Raw genomic sequence first — 17,205 nt, forward strand, 5'->3', positions numbered from 1 at the left:
GCCCCCGGCCCGAGGCGGCCGGGGGCACCGGGGTGCGGTCGCTCAGCTCTCGTCCGGCGCCAGCGTCAGCGAGATCGAGTTGATGCAGTACCGCTGGTCCGTGGGTGTCTGGTAACCCTCGCCCTCGAAGACGTGCCCCAGGTGGGAGCCGCAGCGGGAGCAGCGCACCTCGGTGCGGGTCATGCCCATGGTGTTGTCCTGGAGCAGCTCGACCGCGTCGCTGTCCTTCGGGTCGTAGAAGGACGGCCAGCCGCAGTGCGACTCGAACTTGGTGTCGGAGCGGAACAGCTCCGCACCGCAGGCACGGCAGGAGTAGACGCCCGCCGTCTTCGTATCGGTGTACTCACCCACGAAAGCGGGCTCGGTGCCGGCCTTGCGCAGCACCGCGTACTCGGCGGGGGACAGCTCCGCCCGCCATTGCTCGTCCGGCTTCTCGATGTCGTACGACACGGTGGCTCCTCAGCTCGACAGGTGGTCCAGGATCTGCGGGCCGAGGTCGGTGACATCGCCCGCTCCCATGGTGAGAACCAGATCGCCGGGCTTCGCCATTCCCGCGACGGCGGCGGGGACCGCGGCCTTGTCGTGGACGGCCGTGACGTCGGCGCCCGCGGCCTTCGCGGCGTCGATGATCAGCGCGCTCGTGACGCCCGGGACCGGGTCCTCACGGGCCGGGTAGATGTCCAGGACCAGCGAGGCGTCGGCGAGGGCGAGGGCCTGGCCCATCTCCGTGCCGAGCTCCTGGGTGCGGGAGAAGAGGTGGGGCTGGAAGACCACCAGGAGGCGCGCCTCGGTCGCCGCGCCCCGCATGGCCTCCAGGTCGGCCGTCATCTCGGTGGGGTGGTGGGCGTACGAGTCGATGACCTGGACGCCGGCCGCCTCGCCCTTGAGCTGGAGGCGGCGCTTGACCCCGGTGTACTTGCCGAGGGCGGAGGCCAGGTTGTGCGCGGGGATACCGAGGGCGACTCCGGCGGCGAGCGCGGCGACCGCGTTGTGCGCGTAGTGGCGGCCCGGCACGGACACCGTGAAGGTGAGGTACTTGCCGTTGAGGACGACCGTGACCTCGCTGGTCAGGCCGCGCGGGGTGACCTTGTGCACGCGTACGTCCGCGCCCTCGGACTCGCCGTAGGTGACGACGGTGAGGGAGGAGAGCTCGCGGACCCGCCGGGTCAGCTCGACGGCGCCGGGCTGGTCGGCGGCGACGACCAGGGTGCCGCCCGGGACGACCTTGCCGACGAAGGTCTCGAAGGACTCGTAGATCTCGTCCATCGAGGCGTAGTTCGCGTGGTGGTCCAGCTCGACGTTGAGGACGATCGCGACCTCGGGGGCGTACTTCTGGAAGCTGCGGTCGCTCTCGTCGGCCTCGGCGACGAAGATGTCGCCAGCGCCGTGCGTGGCGTTGGTGCCGGGGCCCTCCAGGTCGCCGCCGATGGCGTACGAGGGGTCGAGTGCCAGCTCGGACAGGGCGACGGCGAGCATCGACGTGGTGGTGGTCTTGCCGTGCGTGCCGGCGACCGCGATGGCCCGCAGGCCGTCCATCAGGGAGGCGAGCGCGTCGGAGCGGTGGACGACGGGGATGTCCAGCTCGGCGGCGCGGACCAGCTCGGGGTTGTCGGCGCGGATGGCGCTGGAGACGACCACCGAGGTCGCGTCGTCGGCCAGGTGCCCGGAGGCGTGCCCGATGTGGACGGTCGCTCCCAGCGCGCGCAGGGCCTCGGCGGTGGCGGACTCCTTGGCGTCGCTGCCCGCCACCTTCGCGCCGCGCTGGGCGAGGATCTTCGCGATGCCCGACATTCCGGCGCCGCCGATGCCGATGAAGTGCGGCCGTTCCAGGGCGGCAGGAATACCGGGTGCCATACGTGTCTCTCCCGAGCTGTTCGGTGGGTCTGGGTCCGCCCCCAGCCTATTCGCTGTGCGCGAAGAGCTTGAGCACCGGTACGCCGACCTTGTGACGGGCCCGGGAGGCCCAGTCGCGGTGGAAGAACTCCTCGACGTAGTGCGGGGCCGTCAGCACGATGACCTCGTCGGCGCCGGAGTCGTCGACGACGGTCTTCAGCTTGTCCAGGGGGTGGTCCTCGACCACCTGTCCGACGGCCTCCGAGCCTGCCTCGCGCAGCTCCCGCAGCGAGTACTCCAGCGCCATCTCGGCCGGCTCCCTGGCCTCCTTGCCCTCCGGCTGCTCCCCTTCGCGCACGGCTTCCCGGAGCTCACCGATCGCCACGTCGTCGATCGCGCGCAGCAGCACGTCGGCCTGGTCGCTGCGGGGCTGCATCAGCACGACGAACGAGATCTGCTCCTCGCCGTGGAGGGTCGTGACGAATTCCACGTCCTCGGGGGTGAGGGGCTTCTCGATCATCAAAACGCTTGTGAACACGACAGGCGCCCTTCCGCTTCATCTCGTCGGCCGCGGGGACGGCCGCTGTTGCTGAAACCATCCTTCCCCGCAATTGCACGGGGTAGCAGGACTAAGTGTGCCCACCCGGAGCTAACCGGAACGGGTAATTCCGCTAAGTGTCAGATGTTCCCGTACCGGGTGAAGAGGAATCCTGCCTCCTCCAGGAGCGAGATGAGGGAGAAACGTTCCGGCACGGGGAGGGCGGGACCGCCCGCGATGCGCTGCGCGTCTCCGGCGGTGAGCAGCGGGGAGAGGGTCAGGCAGAGTTCGTCCAGCGCCCCGGCCGCCACGAACTGGCCGAGCAGACGCGGCCCGCCCTCGGTGAGGAGCCGGCTGAAGCCCCGTTCGCCCAGTGCGGCGACCGCACGCCCCGGGTCGACGGCGGCCCCGTCCCCGGCGAACAGCACCTCGGCCCCCGCCTCACGGGCCGCGTGGACCCGGTCCGAGGGCGCCGTCGCCCCGGTGATCACGAAGGTCGGGACCAGCGGCGAGGTGAAGAGCGGAAGTGAGAAGTCGAGGTCCAGGCTCGCGCTGACGACCGCGATGGCGGGGGCGGGCCCCTGTCCCGCCGCCTCACGCCGGGCGGCGAAGGCCTCGCGGGCCCTCGCGGGCCGGTAGCCCTCCAGGCGCACCGTCTCGGCGCCGACGACGACCGCGTCGGCCAGGCCGCGCAGAGTGCCGAAGATCCGCATGTCGGTGGGGCACGAGATGCCCTGGGAGCGGCCGTCGTGCTGGGCGGCGCCGTCCAGAGTGGAGACCATGTTGGCGCGGAGCCAGGGGCGCCCGTCCTCGGGATACGCATAGGCGTCGGCCAGCTCGTCGAGCGTCCACTCACGGTCGGCGGCGGAAGCGGCTGGGGTTGTCAGGTCCGTCACAGGGAGCAGGCGTCGCATGCCCAGCAGTCTGGCACGGGCTTTAAGGTGGAGAGTTGTGTCGTCCTCCACAGCCGTGCCGGGGCAGAGCCCCATAGCCGAAACGGCCCCGCAGTCCCTGTGCGCCCTAGAGCCGCGCGTCCCCGCCGACCGACTGGTCGGTGAGATGGTGCCGCCGCCGCGCTTCGACTCGGTGCGTTTCGATACGTACGTACCCGACCCGAACCAGCCGAGCCAGACCGAGGCGGTCGAGGTCCTCAGCTCGTTCGCCGCGGGGCTCGGCGGGGCGCATGCGACGGGATCGGGAAAGCGCAGGTGGTTCGGGGGGAAAAAGCAGGCCGCCCCCGCCGGGCCGCGCGGGGTCTATCTCGACGGCGGGTACGGCGTCGGCAAGACGCACCTGCTGGCCTCCCTCTGGCACGCGACCCCCGCCGCACCGTCGCTCAAGGCCTTCGGCACCTTCGTCGAGCTGACGAACCTGGTCGGCGCGCTGGGCTTCCAGCAGACCGTGCAGACCCTGAGCGGGCACCGGCTGCTCTGCATCGACGAGTTCGAACTGGACGACCCGGGTGACACCGTCCTGGTGTCGTCCCTGCTCAGCAAGCTCGTCGAGGCGGGTGTCGCACTGGCCGCCACCTCGAACACGCTCCCCGGCAAGCTCGGCGAGGGCCGCTTCGCCGCGGCCGACTTCCTCCGCGAGATCCAGGGGCTCTCCGCGCACTTCCGGCCGCTGCGGATCGACGGCGAGGACTACCGCCACCGGGGGCTGCCCGAGGCCCCGCCGCCGTACTCCGACGAGCAGGTCACCAGGGCCGCGTACGCGACGGCGGGCGCCTCGCTCGACGACTTCCCGGCCCTGCTCGACCACCTCGCCCGGGTCCACCCGAGCCGGTACGGCGCGCTGACCGACGGGATCACGGCGGTCTGCCTCACCGATGTGCAGCCGGTGCCCGACCAGTCGACGGCGCTGCGCCTGGTGGTGCTCGCCGACCGGCTGTACGACCGTGAGGTCCCGGTGCTCGCCTCCGGTCTCCCCTTCGACCGGCTGTTCAGCGACGAGATGCTGAACGGCGGGTACCGGAAGAAGTACTTCCGGGCGATCTCGCGGCTGACCGCGCTGGCGCGCGACGCAAAGGGACTGGTGGCGCAGTAGGTTCGGGGGCGTGACACCGGCCGGGCACGACGGAGTGCCCGCCATCCTCGTACAACCGCGCACACCGTTTGAAGGGATCAGCATGGCTACCACGCGTCAGGCGCACACGGTCTGGGAAGGCAACCTGCTCGAGGGCAACGGCGTTGTCACCCTCGACTCCTCCGGGATCGGGGCGTATCCGGTCTCCTGGCCGGCCCGCGCGGAGAAGGCGAACGGCAAGACCAGCCCGGAGGAGCTCATCGCGGCCGCGCACTCCAGCTGCTTCTCGATGGCACTCTCCAACGGTCTCGCCACGGCGGGCACCCCGCCGACCCGCCTGAACACCCAGGCCGAGGTCACCTTCCAGCCCGGCACCGGCATCACCGGTATCCACCTCACGGTGGAGGGCTCGGTTCCGGGTCTCGACGAGGCGGGCTTCGTGAAGGCCGCCGAGGACGCCAAGGCGAACTGCCCGGTCAGCCAGGCGCTCTCGGGCACCACCATCACGCTCACCGCGTCGCTGGCCTGAGCACCCGCACCACCATCCCCCGGGAGGCCGCGCCTCCCGGGGGACACGTGTGTGCGCACCCGGCGGCGTGGCCGGGCTGCCCGGATCCGGCGGCGAACCGGGCATTCCGGCTGGCAGCATCCTGCACATGGTCGGCAGCAATTGCCCTTCGAAGCAAGGCAGTCGGCACTCGTTCCGCAGGAATACTCACTGGCGCAAGGGCGCGGCCCCGGGGCCAGAACTTCCGCGCTCACCGGAACGCATCGGTCTCGTGAAGGAGCACTGCCATGAATCGACTCCAGAAGGTCAAGGCCGCACTCGGAATGGCCGCCGCCTGCGCGGCGGTCGTCGCCCTCCCCGGCCAGGCCGGGGCGGCATCGAACACCGTGAGCCAGCCCACCGCGGCACAGTCGGCCGCCGCGGCCGCCTCCTGCGCCTCCGGACACGTCTGTTTCTGGTCCGGGGCCAACTACACCGGCTCGAAGTGCACCTGGCTCGACGCCGACCCCGACTGGTACGCCGGAAGCCTCCAGTGCTCCTGGGCCAAGAACGGCACCCTGGCCAGGTCCGTGTGGAACGCCGGCACCAGCAGCAAGTCCGGCGTCGCCTACTACTCGGGCGCCAGCTACTCCAACCGCGTCGGCTGCACCCCGCAGGGCAAGGGCGGCAACTTCACGCAGGGCCGTGCGCTGCGCTCGCACCAGTGGATCACCGGCGCCTGCGGCTGACCGGCCCCGTCCACCGCGCGACCTGTGACCGCCGAGGGCCTCTCCCCCGCCGACGGGCGGGAGAGAGGCCCTCCACCGACTCCAGATTTAAACATGAGCATGACAGTGTTCACGAGGGCGTCCCACGGGGCAGGCCTGACCGAGCACGTCACTTCACCTGTCCGCCAACAGGGAGTTGCCTCATGTCATCCGCACCGCGTCACCTCGCCACACGACGACAGGTCCTGGCCGGCAGCGCCGCGACCGCCGCCTCGGTCGCCTTCACCGGGGCCTTCACCGAACTCTTCTCCGGCACCGCCGACGCCAGGGGCCACAGCGGCTACGGCCCCCTCCTGCCGGACCCGGACGGCCTGCTCGATCTGCCGAAAGGTTTCCGCTACCGGGTGCTCTCCCGGGAGGGCGACCAGCTCCGCTCCGGCGAGGGCCAGGTCCCCAGCAACCACGACGGCATGTCGGCCTTCGCCGGCCGCAACGGGCGGGTCCACCTCGTCCGCAACCACGAGAACCGCGCGACCGCGAAGATCGCGGTCCCCACGATCGAGGGCCTCACCTACGACCCCATGGGCAAGGGCGGCTGTACGGCCCTCGAACTCGACGGCCGCGGCAACGTACGCGGCGAGCGCGTCGCCATCGCGGGCACGGCCGTCAACTGCGCGGGCGGGCCCACCCCCTGGAACACCTGGCTGACCTGCGAGGAGACCGAGGACAGGGCCGGCACCAACGGCTACACGAAGGACCACGGCTTCATCTTCGAGGTGGACGGCGCGGATCCGCGCCGCACCGGCGCCGTACCGCTGACCGCGATGGGGCGCTTCCAGCACGAGGCCATCGCGGTCGACCCGCAGAACGGCATCGTGTACGAGACGGAGGACGCCTTCGAGAAGCCGTTCGGGCTCTTCTACCGCTTCCTCCCCGAGAAGCCGCTCGGCGGGACCGGCTCCCTGCGGGCCGGCGGCGCACTGGAGGCCATGCGGGTACCCGGCGTACCCGACCTCTCCGTGATCCAGGAGACGGGTGCGAGCTTCGACCGGGTCGAGTGGGTGCCCGTACCGGATCCGCAGGCTGCGGAGACGCCGATCCGGCTGCAGGACTTCGGGCCGAAGGGCATCACGCACGCCCAGAAGCTGGAGGGCTGTTACTGGGGCGGTTCCTCGGTGTACTTCGTCTCCAGCTTCGCGCACAGCTCGGAGGGCTCGGCCGCCGACCACTTCGGCCAGGTCTGGCGGTACGAGCCGAAGCGGCGCCGGCTCACCCTGGTCATCGTCTTCGGCCCGGACACAGACGTCCAGCTGCCGGGCGAGTCCCCGGACAACATCTGTCTCGCCGCTGGCGGCGGGCTGATGGTCTGCGAGGACGGCGGCGGCGCGCAGCACGTGCTCGGGGTGACGCGGCGCGGCGATGTCTACGCGATGGCCCGGGGCCGGCAGAACATCGGGACGGCCGAGGAGCCGGAGTGGGGCGAGTTCGCGGGCGTCACGTTCTCCCCGGACGGCGGGACGATGTTCGTGAACTGCTACACGCCGGGGACGACCTTCGCGGTGACGGGCCCCTGGCACTGACCGGGGCGTGAGCAGACGGGTGATCCGGCCGCCCGCCCGGCGGGCGGCCGGAGCGCCGTGAGCACGATCCGGTGCACCACCGGCTAGCGTCCCTCAGTGATCAAATCCGTTCGTACGATGATCGTGCTTACTGTTCTGGGTGGGGTGCTCGCCGGCTGCGGGTCCCCGGAGGACACCCGCTCCAGGACCGCCGCACTTCCGACGGCCTCTCCGGGACCGTCCACGGCACCGGCGACGGGACCCGCGAAGGGTTCCGCGTCCCCGTCGCGGGTGCCGGAGAGCGGGCCGCCCGTCCTGGCCCCGGGCCCCGGTGGTCTCACGCCGGTCTTCGAGCGACGGGCGGACGAGGGACCAGGGCCCGGTGCCGGTGCCGGTGCGCGGGGCGGGGCCGGCGGCGCATCCGGGGCCGAGAAGGTCGTGGCCCTCACCTTCGACGCGGACATGACGGCGGACCAGGGGCAGCGGGCCGCCGAGGGCGAGCACTTCGACAATCCCGCGCTGATCACGTCGCTGCGCCGACTGAAGGTCCCTTCGACGGTCTTCATGACCGGCATGTGGGCCCAGGAGTATCCGGTCCAGGCCCGCTCGATCGGCACCGACCCCCTGTTCGAGATCGCCAACCACTCGTTCAGCCACTACGCCTTCTCGTCCCCGTGCTACGGGCTGCCGACCGTCGGGAAGCCGGACATGCGGCGCGAGGTGGAGCGGGCCTTCACCGCGATCCGGAAGACGGGGGCGCGCAATGTCGTCCCGTACTTCCGCTTCCCCGGCGGCTGCTACGACGACGCCTCGCTGAAGGCCCTGGCCCCCACCGGGGTGACCGCGGTCCAGTGGGACGTGGTCAGCGGTGACGCCTTCGCCACGGACGCGGACGCCGTGGCGGAGCAGGTGCTGGACGGGGTGGAGCCCGGGTCGCTGGTGGTCATGCACTGCACCCGCAGCGCGGCACCCGTCACCGAGGACGCCGTACGCAGGATCGTCCCGGAGCTGCGCGAGCGCGGCTACCGCTTCGTCAAGGTCTCCGAGCTGATGCGCGGCTGAGCTCACCCCCGCCCGGGAGTCAGCCCGAGCAGGCGGTGCGCTCCGCCTCCTGCCAGGCGCAGACCGGGCAGAGGGTGGCGCCCTTCGTCGACTCCGGGTATTCGGTGGGCTTCCGGCAGAGCACGCACTCGGCGTACGGCGGTCCCGCGTCCACGGGCGCGGGGTCCGGCGCGGGCGTCCCGCAGTACGCATCGTCCATGCGTTCGTCCATGCGTACGAGCGTACTCACCCGCGGCGCCCGTACCGGCGACCCACTCCTCGCAGCATCAATGAGCTGACGGCTTCTCCGGCTTGAGCTCACTGGGGCGTACGATCACGAATCCCTCGCCCTGGAGCATCAGCTGGACCGCCTCGCCCGATCCGCCGCGCACCATCGAGCCGAAGCTCTGCGAGCGGTGCAGCGAGGTGGAGAGCTGGGCGCTCCAGCCGACGACCGCGTCCGTGTCGACGTACACCGGCTGCTGCGGGGTCACGGGGATCACGATGGGGTGGCCGTCGCAGATCAGGCCGAGCTTGCCGTATCCGCTGAAGACGCTGTTGAAGAGGCCTCCACCGGTCATTCCGGCGCCCTTCACGGTCTTGATCTCGTAGGAGAGGCTCGCGTCGAAACAGAGGACGTTGCGGCCGTTGACGGTCAGGACGTCGCCCTGCTCCATGTCCACGATGAAACAATTGGCCGCCTCGTGGGCGAACCACGCCTCGCCCTGCCCGGTGACCGCCATCAGGGCCAGGCCCTCGCCGGTCACGGCGCGCTTGAGCATGCCGCCTATGCCCTGGCCCTTGCGCTCGAACCGGAGATCGCCCCGGAAGGCGATCATCGATCCCTGACGTGCGTGCATCTCGCCGTTGACGGCGTACTTGATGGATTTGGCGTTCTGCAGGGTCATGCCGGGGGCCGTGGCCTGCTGCGCCATGTGCTCGCCTGCAAAGAGGTCGCTCTTCATGCCGTGCATCCTCACCCGGAGCCCTCCGTTCCGCCAAGAACGGGTTGTCGGAGGTGCCTGGCAGACTGGATGCGTGAGCAGCGACAGCATTCCTGAGCCCCTTCCCGCCTCTCCGGAGGCCCCCGCCGACAGTCCCTTCCGTACGGAGCCCACGGCCCGTGACGAGGCCCCGCAGTTCGTGCTGCCGCTGGTGGTGCACCTGGAGAAGACCGATCCCCCGGCGCGCACCGACGCCCTGGTGACCGCGGCCCGCGCGGTGCTCACGATCCTCTCGGACCCCCGCTCGCTCGGCGAGGACGAGGTGGGGGCCGAGGGCGAGGGCGAGTGGGCGCAGGCCGTGCGGGACTGGCAGGACGCCCGGATCCGCAAGGTGGTGCGGCGGGCGCGCGGCGCTGAGTGGCGCAGGGCGTCCGCGCTGCCGGGGATCACGGTCACGGGTGAGCACGCGGAGGTCCGGGTGTTCCCGCCGGTGCCCCTGGACGGCTGGCCCAAGGAGCTGGCCAAGCTCCAGGTGTCGGGCACGGACCTGGACGACCCGGAGGCCCCCGCGGCGCCGGATCCGGCCGGTCCGGTGCTGTGGATGAATCCGGACGTCACCATGTCGGCGGGCAAGGCGATGGCCCAGGCCGGGCACGGTGCGCAGCTCGCCTGGTGGGAGCTGTCGGACACGGAGCGCAAGGCGTGGCGCGAGGCGGGGTTCCCGCTCTCCGTCGCCACCCCGGACGCCGCCCGCTGGCGCGAACTGACCGCGAGCGGACTGCCGGTGGTGCGGGACGCCGGCTTCACCGAGGTCGCCCCGGGATCCTGCACGGTCGTCGCCGACCACCCGGCCCTGCGCCGCTGAACGGTCGCGGGGCCGGAAGCCCGGCCGGCTGAACATCCCTGCGCCGATATACGTACCTCCCGGTACTGCCGCACCGGCATTACCGCCAAGTAGGTTGAGCGACGAATCAGTTGGCGGTTGATTCGACGTTGTCACACACCGGCCCGGGAGACCATCTTGCTGCGACGCATCAACGGAACGGCCCTCATCATCGCCGCACTGGTCGCCACGCTCGGCGCGCTCGCCTTCCCCGTGTGGTCGTACGCCGACCGCTCCGGCACCGGCGAGGCCAATCTGAACGCGTCCAGCGTCGCCACCCAGTGGGGCCCGCTCTCCGCCACCGACCGGGACTTCCTGGTCAAGGTGCGTCTCGCCGGGCTGTGGGAACTGCCCGCCGGGCAGCAGGCCATCGAGCGCGCGCCCAGCGAAGGGGTGAAGCTCGCCGGCGATCACCTGGTGGTGGGCCACACGGACCTGGACCGACGGGCCCGCGACGTGGCCGCCAAGCTCGGCGTGGAGCTCCCGAACCAGCCGAACGAGCAGCAGCAGGGCTGGCTCAGGGAGCTCACCGCCGCCAGCGGCCAGGAGTACGAGCAGAAGTTCGCCAACCTCCTGCGCGCCGCGCACGGCAAGGTGTTCGCGCTGATCGCGCAGGTCCGGCACACCACGCGCAATTCACTGATCCGGCAGCTGGCCTCCGACGCCAACCAGACGGTGCTCGACCACATCACGATGCTGGAGCGCACGGGCTTCGTCGACTTCGACGGCCTGGCGCGTGAAGCGGCCGGCGCTTCGACGGCCAGCCCGTCGGGGCCGCCCGCGCCCTCGGGGGGCGGCGTCCCGCAGGTGCCGGTGCCGGTGACTCCGAGCGGCGACCAGTCGTTCACGTCCCGCCCGGTGCCACCGACGATGGCTCCGCTGCCTCAGCCCTGAGACCCTCCCCCGTACGGAGGGACGATCGGGGTGGACACCGTCCCGATGCCGTCCACCGAGACCTCCACCAGGTCCCCGGGCTTCAGGTACCAGCGTGGGGTCCGGGCCCTCCCCACCCCGCCGGGCGTACCGGTGAGGATCAGGTCACCGGGCCGCAGAGGCACCATCGTCGAGACGTACGCCACCAGCTGCGCGGGGCTGAACAGCAGGTCGGAGAGGGCGTGTTCCTGGACGGTGGTGCCGTTGACCACGGTACGCAGCACGGCGCCCGCCGGGTCGAACTCGTCCGGGGTGACCATGACCGGGCCGAGCGGAGTCGTGCGCGCCCAGATCTTGCCCTGGAGCCACTCCGTCGTGCGGTACTGCCAGCCGCGCATCGAGATGTCGTCGGCCACCGTGTAGCCGGCGATGTACGCGCCCGCCTCTTCCTCGCCGACCCGGTAGGCGGTGCGGCCGACGACGACGGCGAGTTCGCCCTCCCAGTCCATCTCCGGGTCCTCGGCGACGGCCTCCACCGGGTCCCCGGGGCCGGTCAGCGTGTCGGCGAACTTGGCGAAGAGCGTCGGGTGAGCCGGAAGCTCCCGGCCCATCTCCTTGATGTGCCCGGTGTAGTTGAGCCCGGCGCACAGCACCTTCGACGGGTTCGGTACGACGGCGTCGAGCGCGGCTTCGCCCAGGCGGTGCCGGGGGCCGGCGGCCCCGGCCGCGGTCTCCCGCCAGTTCTCGTCGGCCAGCAGGGCACCGACGTCGCGGTGGCCGGGGATCTCGGTGAGCACGTCTGCGTCCACCCGGGCCGCGGCCGTCCCGGTGGCCGTGCGCACAGTTGCCAGTCTCATGTCTCTCCTTGCCGCCCCGAGGGGGCGTGTGGGGGTCGCGGAATCGGGAGGGCTCAGGCGGCGGTTCCGGGGACGACGAGGTCGAAGAACCCCCAGTGCGCACCGGCCGGCAGGGTGCCCGACAGCATCCGTCCGCACTTCTGCGTCACGATGTGCGAGGAACCGCGGTGCTGGCTCCCGGCGTGGCTGTCGCGGAAGAAGCGCTGGAGGGCCCCGTCCCGCATGACCTGGGCGCCCGCGAAGCGGTGCACCAGCTGGCTGATCTCCAGCGCGGTGCGGGTGGCGAGGCTGCACGCGAGCCGGGACATCGTCTCCTGCTCGTCGCTGAGCTGCGCTCCGGTGGCCAGGACCGCCTCGTTGGTCTCCCAGGTCTCCCGCAGCAGGGCCATGGTGCCCCGCACGTGCGAGAAGTGCCGGGCGAACTCCCCGAAGAACTCGTCGCTGGTCACGGGCGAGCCCTCGGCCGGGTCCCTGCGACGGGTCAGGTCCCGCAGCTCGTCGAGCATCCGCCGGCCGACCCCCTGCGACCAGGCGGCCTGGTGCAGACCGGCCAGCAGGGCGGGGCTCAGCCCCTCCATGGAGCGGGCCGGGCGGGCGTGGACGGGACCGATGCCGAAGACGAACCGGTCCTCGACGAAGACGTCCTCCGCGCGGTAGTCGAGGCTGGCGGTCGCGCGCAGCCCGAGCATCTCCCAGTTGTCGGTGATCCGCACGGACGCGCGGGGGACGAGGCAGACGAGGCGTTCTTCCGTGCCGTCGACCGTCACCGCCAGGTTGAGATGCGTGGCCATCGACACTCCGGGGGCGAACTGCCAGACACCGTTCACGCGGTAGCCGCCGGCCTCCTCGTCGCGCACGGCACGGCCGGTGAAGGAGGTGGACTGTCCGCCCACCAGCGGGCAGCTGCCGTCGGAGAAGAGCTCGGCGACCGCCTCCTCGCCCAGACGGACGGCCGCGGTCGCGGTCTCGCTCGCCACGGCGCGCACGAGCCATCCCAGTGAGGCGTCGGCGTGCGACAGCCGCTCCATGACCTGCAGCATCTCCACGGGCGAGGCCTCCATGCCGCCGAGTGCGGCAGGCACCATCAGCGTGAAGATCCCGCTGTCCCGGAGGGCGTCCTGCACCGCCGGTGTGGGACGGCGCAGCCTCTCGCTGTCCGCGGCTTCGGCCTGGAGCAGCGGATGGATCGCGTCGAGGCGCTCCAGCAGCGTGGAGATCCTGGTGCTCGTGTCCGTCCGGCGGGTCATGTCCGGTTCCTCTCGCCCTGCGCGCGGTCCTGCGCGGTGTCGTCGGATTCCTCGGCCAGGGCGCTCCACCGGCCGCGGTAGAAGAGCAGGGGCCGGGTGTCGTCCTGCTGGCCGTAGTTCATGACCCGGCCGAGCACCAGCACGTGGTCGCCGCCGTCGTACCCCGCCCACGGGGTGCACTCGAAGTAGGCAAGCGAGCCGTTGATGCGCGGGGCCAGGCCGTCCGTGACCCATTCGACGGGGTGCGCCTGCGGCTTGCCCGCGAAGTGCAGGGCCGTGTCGAGCTGGTTGTCCCCGAGGACGTTGACCGTGAACGGCCGTTCCAGCAGATAGGTCAGCGAGCGTGAGGTGCGCTGGATGGAGACCAGCACCAGCGGCGGGTCCATGGACACCGAGGTGAACGAGTTCACCGTGACGCCGTAGTAGCTGTCTCCCGACCGGTAGGTGAGGACGACGACGCCGGTGGCGAAGTTGCCCAGGGTGTTGCGGAGCTGACGGGGGTCGGCGAGCGAGGGGACAGCGGCGCTCGACGCGAGGGTCTTGGCGTCGGCTGCTTTCTCATAGATCTCGGCGTCCCACATGATGTCGGTCATTCCGACCTCCTGCGTGAATCGTGGGTCAGGCCCGTGGACCGGGCCGGAGGGGGCGGCCGGCGGGTACGCCCGCCGTGTGTGGCGGACGTACCCGCCGGCCGGGGTCAGTGGGCCTCCTCGACGGCTTCCTCGCCCGAGACGAACGAGGTCGCGGTGCCCTCGGGCATCCGGTGGCGCAGCACCGGATAGACGGCGAGCGCCAGGACGAAGGAGACCAGGAAGCCGAGCGGGAAGACGTCGGTGGCCATCAGGGCCATGCCCACGGCGGCGGAGAGGGCGAGGGTGATGACCCCGGCCCAGTTCCACTTCTCCACCCGCTGGGCGCCCTTGTCGTACCGGGTGCGCCGCACCAGGTAGTAGTCGGCGATCATCACCCCGCACATCCCGAGGGTCATGGCTCCCAGGTACGCAAGGTAGGTGCTGAAGCTCTCCAGGATTCCGGCCGCGATCATCACCAGGGCGATGATGTTGCCGATCACCACCATCGCCGCCCTGCCCGGCTTCCATCCGGTGAGGGTGTCGACCAGGTTGACCAAGGAGAGCGAGCCGGAGTAGGCGTTGATGGCCTGGGCCTTGGCCTGGGCGGCGTAGATGGTGACGAAGCCGGTCCAGCCCGCGAAGACGACGAAGAAGGCACCGGTGTTCTGCATGACGAAGCTGCTGCCGGCGGCGGCCGCCTCCGGTTCGGTCATGCCCGCGTTGTGGGCGAGCAGGTACGCGACGACCTCGGGCATGCCGCCGATCACGACCAGCGAGCCGAGGACGGTCATCACGATGTTCTGGGTGACGGGGCCGGCCGAGGCCAGGATCGTGACGTCCCGGCGGTTCCGGCAGTAGCGGGCGAAGTCCGTGGTCACCAGGGCGATGGTTCCCGCGGTGGCGCCCATGACGGATATCGCGGACTCGAAGCGCGGCCAGAGCCCGCCCTGGACGACGCCCGGGTAGGTGAACACGTCCATCGGGTCCGCGCCCTGGATCACATAGATCTGGATGATCATGTAGAGGGTGACGGCGATGGTGACGGCCGTCAGCACACCCGACGCGCGCAGCGCGAACTTGAGCCCGAAGATGGCGAGCGCGATCCACAGCAGCGTCATGAGGCCGTAGACGAGGATGCGCGTGGTCCAGGAGTCCGACAGGTCGAACATCAGCAGCGTCCCCTGGTAGAGGAGCGCCGCCTCCATGGCCAGGAATCCGAGGATCATGAACGCGAAAACGACCGAGCCGATCGCCGAGCCCATGAAGCCGAACCCGAAGAACCGGGAGGTGATGGTGGAGGACATGCCGGTCTCGAAGGCCATCCGGCCGAGCGCCTTGCCGAGGAGGAAGGCGAAGGCCGCGACCAGGACACCGACGGTCAGGCCGACCGTGAAACCGGCGAGGACGACGGTGAAGCCCGCGATGGCGAAGACGACGAGCGCGGTGGCGACGCTGATCGGGCTCAGGGCGAGCTGGTAGCCGCTCCTGCGCTCCGACTCCGGCACGCTGACGAGGGCGTGGTCCTCGGCAGCGGCGGCCAGCGCCGACTCGGTTGATCTGGGAGTTCCGGTTGATGCAGACACAGGTGCTACCCCTCGGGGAAAGAGCGTCCGCGCGGCGTCCCGTACGCCGGACGTGACAGGTGGTGCGGCGAGCGCTCAGTCCGCGCTGCAGCCCGCTACGGCGACGGCTTCGATCTCCAGGAGGATCTCGGGCTTGGCGAGCGCCGCGACCTCGACCAGGGAGCAGGCGGGGAAGTCACCGGAGAAGAACTCCTGGCGGGCCTTCCACACCTCGGTGTTGGTCCCCATGTCGGTGACGAAGATCGTCATCTTGACGACGTCGTCCATGGCCGCGCCCGCCGCCTCGACCAGGTCCTTGATCTTCTGGAAGACCACCCTGGCCTGTGCGTAGGCGGTGTCACCGAGGAGGCTCTCGCCGTCCTGGGCGCGGGCCGTCATCCCGGATATCAGGATGAGATCGTCGACGCGGAGGCAGTTCGACCACATCCCGGCGGCCGGTTCACGCACGGCGCCGGAGACGAAACGCTGCTTCTTCATGGTGGGCCTCAGAGCTCGATCCGGTTGTCCCAGGCGGAGGTTCCGCCCCAGTTCACGCAGACGCTCTGGCGTCGCATGAAGCCCTTCCAGGCGTCGGAGCCGGCCGTGCGGCCACCGCCGGTCTCCTTCTCGCCGCCGAACGCGGACCCGACGTCGGCACCGGTGGTGCCCATGTTGACGCGGACGATCCCGCAGTCGCTGCCGCGGGCCGAGAGGAAGGTCTCGATGTGGTTCAGGTCCGTGCTGTGCATGCCGGACGCCAGGCCCTGGGCGACTCCGTTGTGGATGGCGATGGCCTCGTCGAGGTCCTCGTAGGTGAGCACCGACACGATCGGGACGAAGGTCTCCGACTGGGCGATGTCGAAGTGCGGTTCGACGCCGGTGACGATGGCGGGCTCGACGTACAGCCCCGGGCGGTCGATGACCCTTCCGCCGTACACCACGGTGGCCCCGTCACGCTTCGCCCCGGCGAGTACCCGCTGGTAGTCCTCGACGGCGCCCCGGTCGATCAGGGGGCCGACGACGGTGTCCGGATCACGCGGGTCCCCGATCGTGATCTGGTCGAAGGCCTTCTTCATCAGCTCGACCAGCTCGTCGGCGATGCTCCGGTGGGCGATGACCCGGCGGGTGCTGGTGCACCGCTGACCCGTCGTGCCGACGACCCCGAAGGTCAGGGCGCGCGCGGCGAGTTCCAGGTCCGCGGTCTCGTCGACGATGCAGCCGTTGTTGCCGGAGCACTCCAGCTGGTAGCGCCGGCCGAGCGTCGAACCGACGATCTCGGCGACCTTGCGGCCCACTCCCGTCGAGCCCGTGAAGGAGACCAGGGCGATCCGGGTGTCGGCCACCAGCTGCTCGGCGACGGCGTCGTCGGAGGGGATGAACAGGGAGAAGACGCCCTCGCAGCCCATCTCCGCGGCCGCCTTGTTGACCAGCTTCTGCAGCGCGACGGCCGTGAGGGGGACCTTGGGGCTCGGCTTCCAGATCACCGTGTTGCCGGCGATCGCCGAGAGGAAACCGTTCTGCGCCCAGACGGCGGCCGGGAAGTTGTACGCGCTGATCAGCCCGACCACGCCCAGCGGCAGCCACTGGTCGTACATCCGGTGCTCGGCGCGCTGCGACTGCTGGGTGAAGCCGTAGAGCATCCGCGCCTGGCCGGCCGCCAGGGTCGACATGTCGATGGCCTCGCGGAGCTCGCCCTTGGCCTCCATGGTCGACTTGCCGGTGTCCAGCGCGACGACGGCCGCCAGAGCGTCGAGGTTCTCCTCGATCAGCTGGCCGATACGGCGGACGAACTCGCCGCGCCGGGGCGCCGGGACCATCCGCCACGTCCGCTGTGTCTCGACCGCGGCGGCCACGAGGGCCTCGTAGTCCGCGGCGTCCGAGGCGGCGACCCGGCCCACGGTCTCACCGTCGGCGGGACAGACGGCCTCGATGACCGTACGGCCCTCGGTGGCGCCCCAGCCCGCGGCGTCGGAGTAGGTTCCGGAATGCACCTCGTGCAGACCGAATTCGGCCAGCACCTTCTCGGTGTCGAACAGTTTACTGGTCTCGCTCATCA

General features: G+C 70.9%; 19 protein-coding genes. 7 read left to right on the forward strand and 12 right to left on the reverse strand.

The window, feature by feature from the left end; all coding sequences use genetic code 11:
- Window positions 1-42: 42 nt before the first annotated feature.
- The 4 genes from msrB to ACIRD8_RS12625 all read right to left on the reverse strand — a co-directional run bounded on the left by msrB (window position 43) and on the right by ACIRD8_RS12625 (window position 3,285).
- The gene (gene msrB / locus ACIRD8_RS12610; protein WP_403989522.1) at window positions 43-450 is read right to left on the reverse strand and encodes a peptide-methionine (R)-S-oxide reductase MsrB; all 408 of its coding nucleotides are present in this window, start codon (window positions 448-450) and stop codon (window positions 43-45) included.
- Window positions 451-459: 9 nt separating this feature from the next.
- Entirely contained in the window at window positions 460-1,854 is a 1,395-nt protein-coding gene (murC, locus tag ACIRD8_RS12615) for a UDP-N-acetylmuramate--L-alanine ligase (protein WP_403989524.1), read from the reverse strand.
- Window positions 1,855-1,900: 46 nt separating this feature from the next.
- Window positions 1,901-2,353: an indole-3-glycerol phosphate synthase gene (locus ACIRD8_RS12620; RefSeq protein WP_403989526.1), complete on the reverse strand. Its 453-nt coding sequence runs from the start codon at window positions 2,351-2,353 to the stop codon at window positions 1,901-1,903.
- A gap of 158 nt (window positions 2,354-2,511) precedes the next feature.
- Window positions 2,512-3,285, reverse strand: a complete 774-nt coding sequence (locus tag ACIRD8_RS12625) for a pyrimidine reductase family protein (protein WP_403989528.1) — start codon at window positions 3,283-3,285, stop codon at window positions 2,512-2,514.
- A 37-nt stretch (window positions 3,286-3,322) separates the two neighbouring features.
- Here ACIRD8_RS12625 and zapE point away from each other — a divergent pair, with 37 nt between their 5' ends.
- From zapE to ACIRD8_RS12650, 5 genes are all read left to right on the forward strand, one after another.
- The gene (gene zapE / locus ACIRD8_RS12630; RefSeq protein ID WP_403989530.1) at window positions 3,323-4,417 is read left to right on the forward strand and encodes a cell division protein ZapE; all 1,095 of its coding nucleotides are present in this window, start codon (window positions 3,323-3,325) and stop codon (window positions 4,415-4,417) included.
- A gap of 82 nt (window positions 4,418-4,499) precedes the next feature.
- Entirely contained in the window at window positions 4,500-4,925 is a 426-nt protein-coding gene (locus tag ACIRD8_RS12635; RefSeq protein ID WP_403989532.1) for an OsmC family protein, read from the forward strand.
- Between the two features lie 266 nt (window positions 4,926-5,191).
- Window positions 5,192-5,632 (forward strand): peptidase inhibitor family I36 protein, encoded by a 441-nt coding sequence (locus ACIRD8_RS12640; RefSeq protein WP_403989534.1) that lies wholly within the window; start codon window positions 5,192-5,194, stop codon window positions 5,630-5,632.
- 182 nt (window positions 5,633-5,814) lie between these two features.
- Entirely contained in the window at window positions 5,815-7,191 is a 1,377-nt protein-coding gene (locus ACIRD8_RS12645; RefSeq protein WP_403989536.1) for an alkaline phosphatase PhoX, read from the forward strand.
- 117 nt (window positions 7,192-7,308) lie between these two features.
- Window positions 7,309-8,232 carry a polysaccharide deacetylase family protein gene (locus tag ACIRD8_RS12650; RefSeq protein ID WP_403989538.1) on the forward strand — a complete coding sequence of 308 codons (924 nt, stop codon included), beginning with the start codon at window positions 7,309-7,311 and terminating at the stop codon, window positions 8,230-8,232.
- A 19-nt stretch (window positions 8,233-8,251) separates the two neighbouring features.
- Here ACIRD8_RS12650 and ACIRD8_RS12655 read toward each other — a convergent pair whose 3' ends face one another.
- Together ACIRD8_RS12655 and ACIRD8_RS12660 are read right to left on the reverse strand one after the other, a co-directional pair.
- Window positions 8,252-8,431 (reverse strand): hypothetical protein, encoded by a 180-nt coding sequence (locus tag ACIRD8_RS12655; protein WP_403989674.1) that lies wholly within the window; start codon window positions 8,429-8,431, stop codon window positions 8,252-8,254.
- Window positions 8,432-8,498: 67 nt separating this feature from the next.
- Complete coding sequence (locus ACIRD8_RS12660) at window positions 8,499-9,176, reverse strand: AIM24 family protein (protein ID WP_403989540.1); 678 nt, start codon at window positions 9,174-9,176, stop codon at window positions 8,499-8,501.
- Between the two features lie 73 nt (window positions 9,177-9,249).
- Here ACIRD8_RS12660 and ACIRD8_RS12665 point away from each other — a divergent pair, with 73 nt between their 5' ends.
- Entirely contained in the window at window positions 9,250-10,020 is a 771-nt protein-coding gene (locus tag ACIRD8_RS12665) for a peptidyl-tRNA hydrolase (protein ID WP_403989542.1), read from the forward strand.
- Between the two features lie 159 nt (window positions 10,021-10,179).
- Window positions 10,180-10,932, forward strand: coding sequence for a DUF4142 domain-containing protein (locus tag ACIRD8_RS12670; RefSeq protein ID WP_403989676.1), 753 nt, complete (start codon window positions 10,180-10,182; stop codon window positions 10,930-10,932).
- On the opposite strand, the gene ACIRD8_RS12675 is transcribed toward ACIRD8_RS12670, so the two are convergent.
- The 6 genes from ACIRD8_RS12675 to ACIRD8_RS12700 all read right to left on the reverse strand — a co-directional run bounded on the left by ACIRD8_RS12675 (window position 10,923) and on the right by ACIRD8_RS12700 (window position 17,203).
- Window positions 10,923-11,768, reverse strand: a complete 846-nt coding sequence (locus ACIRD8_RS12675) for a fumarylacetoacetate hydrolase family protein (protein ID WP_403989544.1) — start codon at window positions 11,766-11,768, stop codon at window positions 10,923-10,925. The two genes, ACIRD8_RS12670 and ACIRD8_RS12675, sit on opposite strands and share 10 nt — an antisense overlap.
- Before the next feature lie 53 nt (window positions 11,769-11,821).
- A complete protein-coding gene (locus ACIRD8_RS12680) occupies window positions 11,822-13,015 on the reverse strand; it encodes an acyl-CoA dehydrogenase family protein (protein WP_403989546.1) in 1,194 nt (397 codons plus the stop codon).
- Window positions 13,012-13,608, reverse strand: a complete 597-nt coding sequence (locus ACIRD8_RS12685) for a flavin reductase family protein (RefSeq protein WP_403989548.1) — start codon at window positions 13,606-13,608, stop codon at window positions 13,012-13,014. Before ACIRD8_RS12685 ends, ACIRD8_RS12680 begins: the two co-directional genes overlap by 4 nt.
- A gap of 104 nt (window positions 13,609-13,712) precedes the next feature.
- Window positions 13,713-15,170: a purine-cytosine permease family protein gene (locus ACIRD8_RS12690; protein ID WP_403989550.1), complete on the reverse strand. Its 1,458-nt coding sequence runs from the start codon at window positions 15,168-15,170 to the stop codon at window positions 13,713-13,715.
- A gap of 75 nt (window positions 15,171-15,245) precedes the next feature.
- Window positions 15,246-15,647 carry a RidA family protein gene (locus ACIRD8_RS12695; protein WP_403989552.1) on the reverse strand — a complete coding sequence of 134 codons (402 nt, stop codon included), beginning with the start codon at window positions 15,645-15,647 and terminating at the stop codon, window positions 15,246-15,248.
- Window positions 15,648-15,655: 8 nt separating this feature from the next.
- On the reverse strand, window positions 15,656-17,203 hold the full coding sequence (locus tag ACIRD8_RS12700; protein WP_403989554.1) for an aldehyde dehydrogenase family protein: 1,548 nt from the start codon (window positions 17,201-17,203) through the stop codon (window positions 15,656-15,658).
- Window positions 17,204-17,205 lie beyond the last annotated feature (2 nt).

The organism is Streptomyces sp. NPDC102451 (genome assembly GCF_044765485.1).
Classification (GTDB): domain Bacteria; phylum Actinomycetota; class Actinomycetes; order Streptomycetales; family Streptomycetaceae; genus Streptomyces.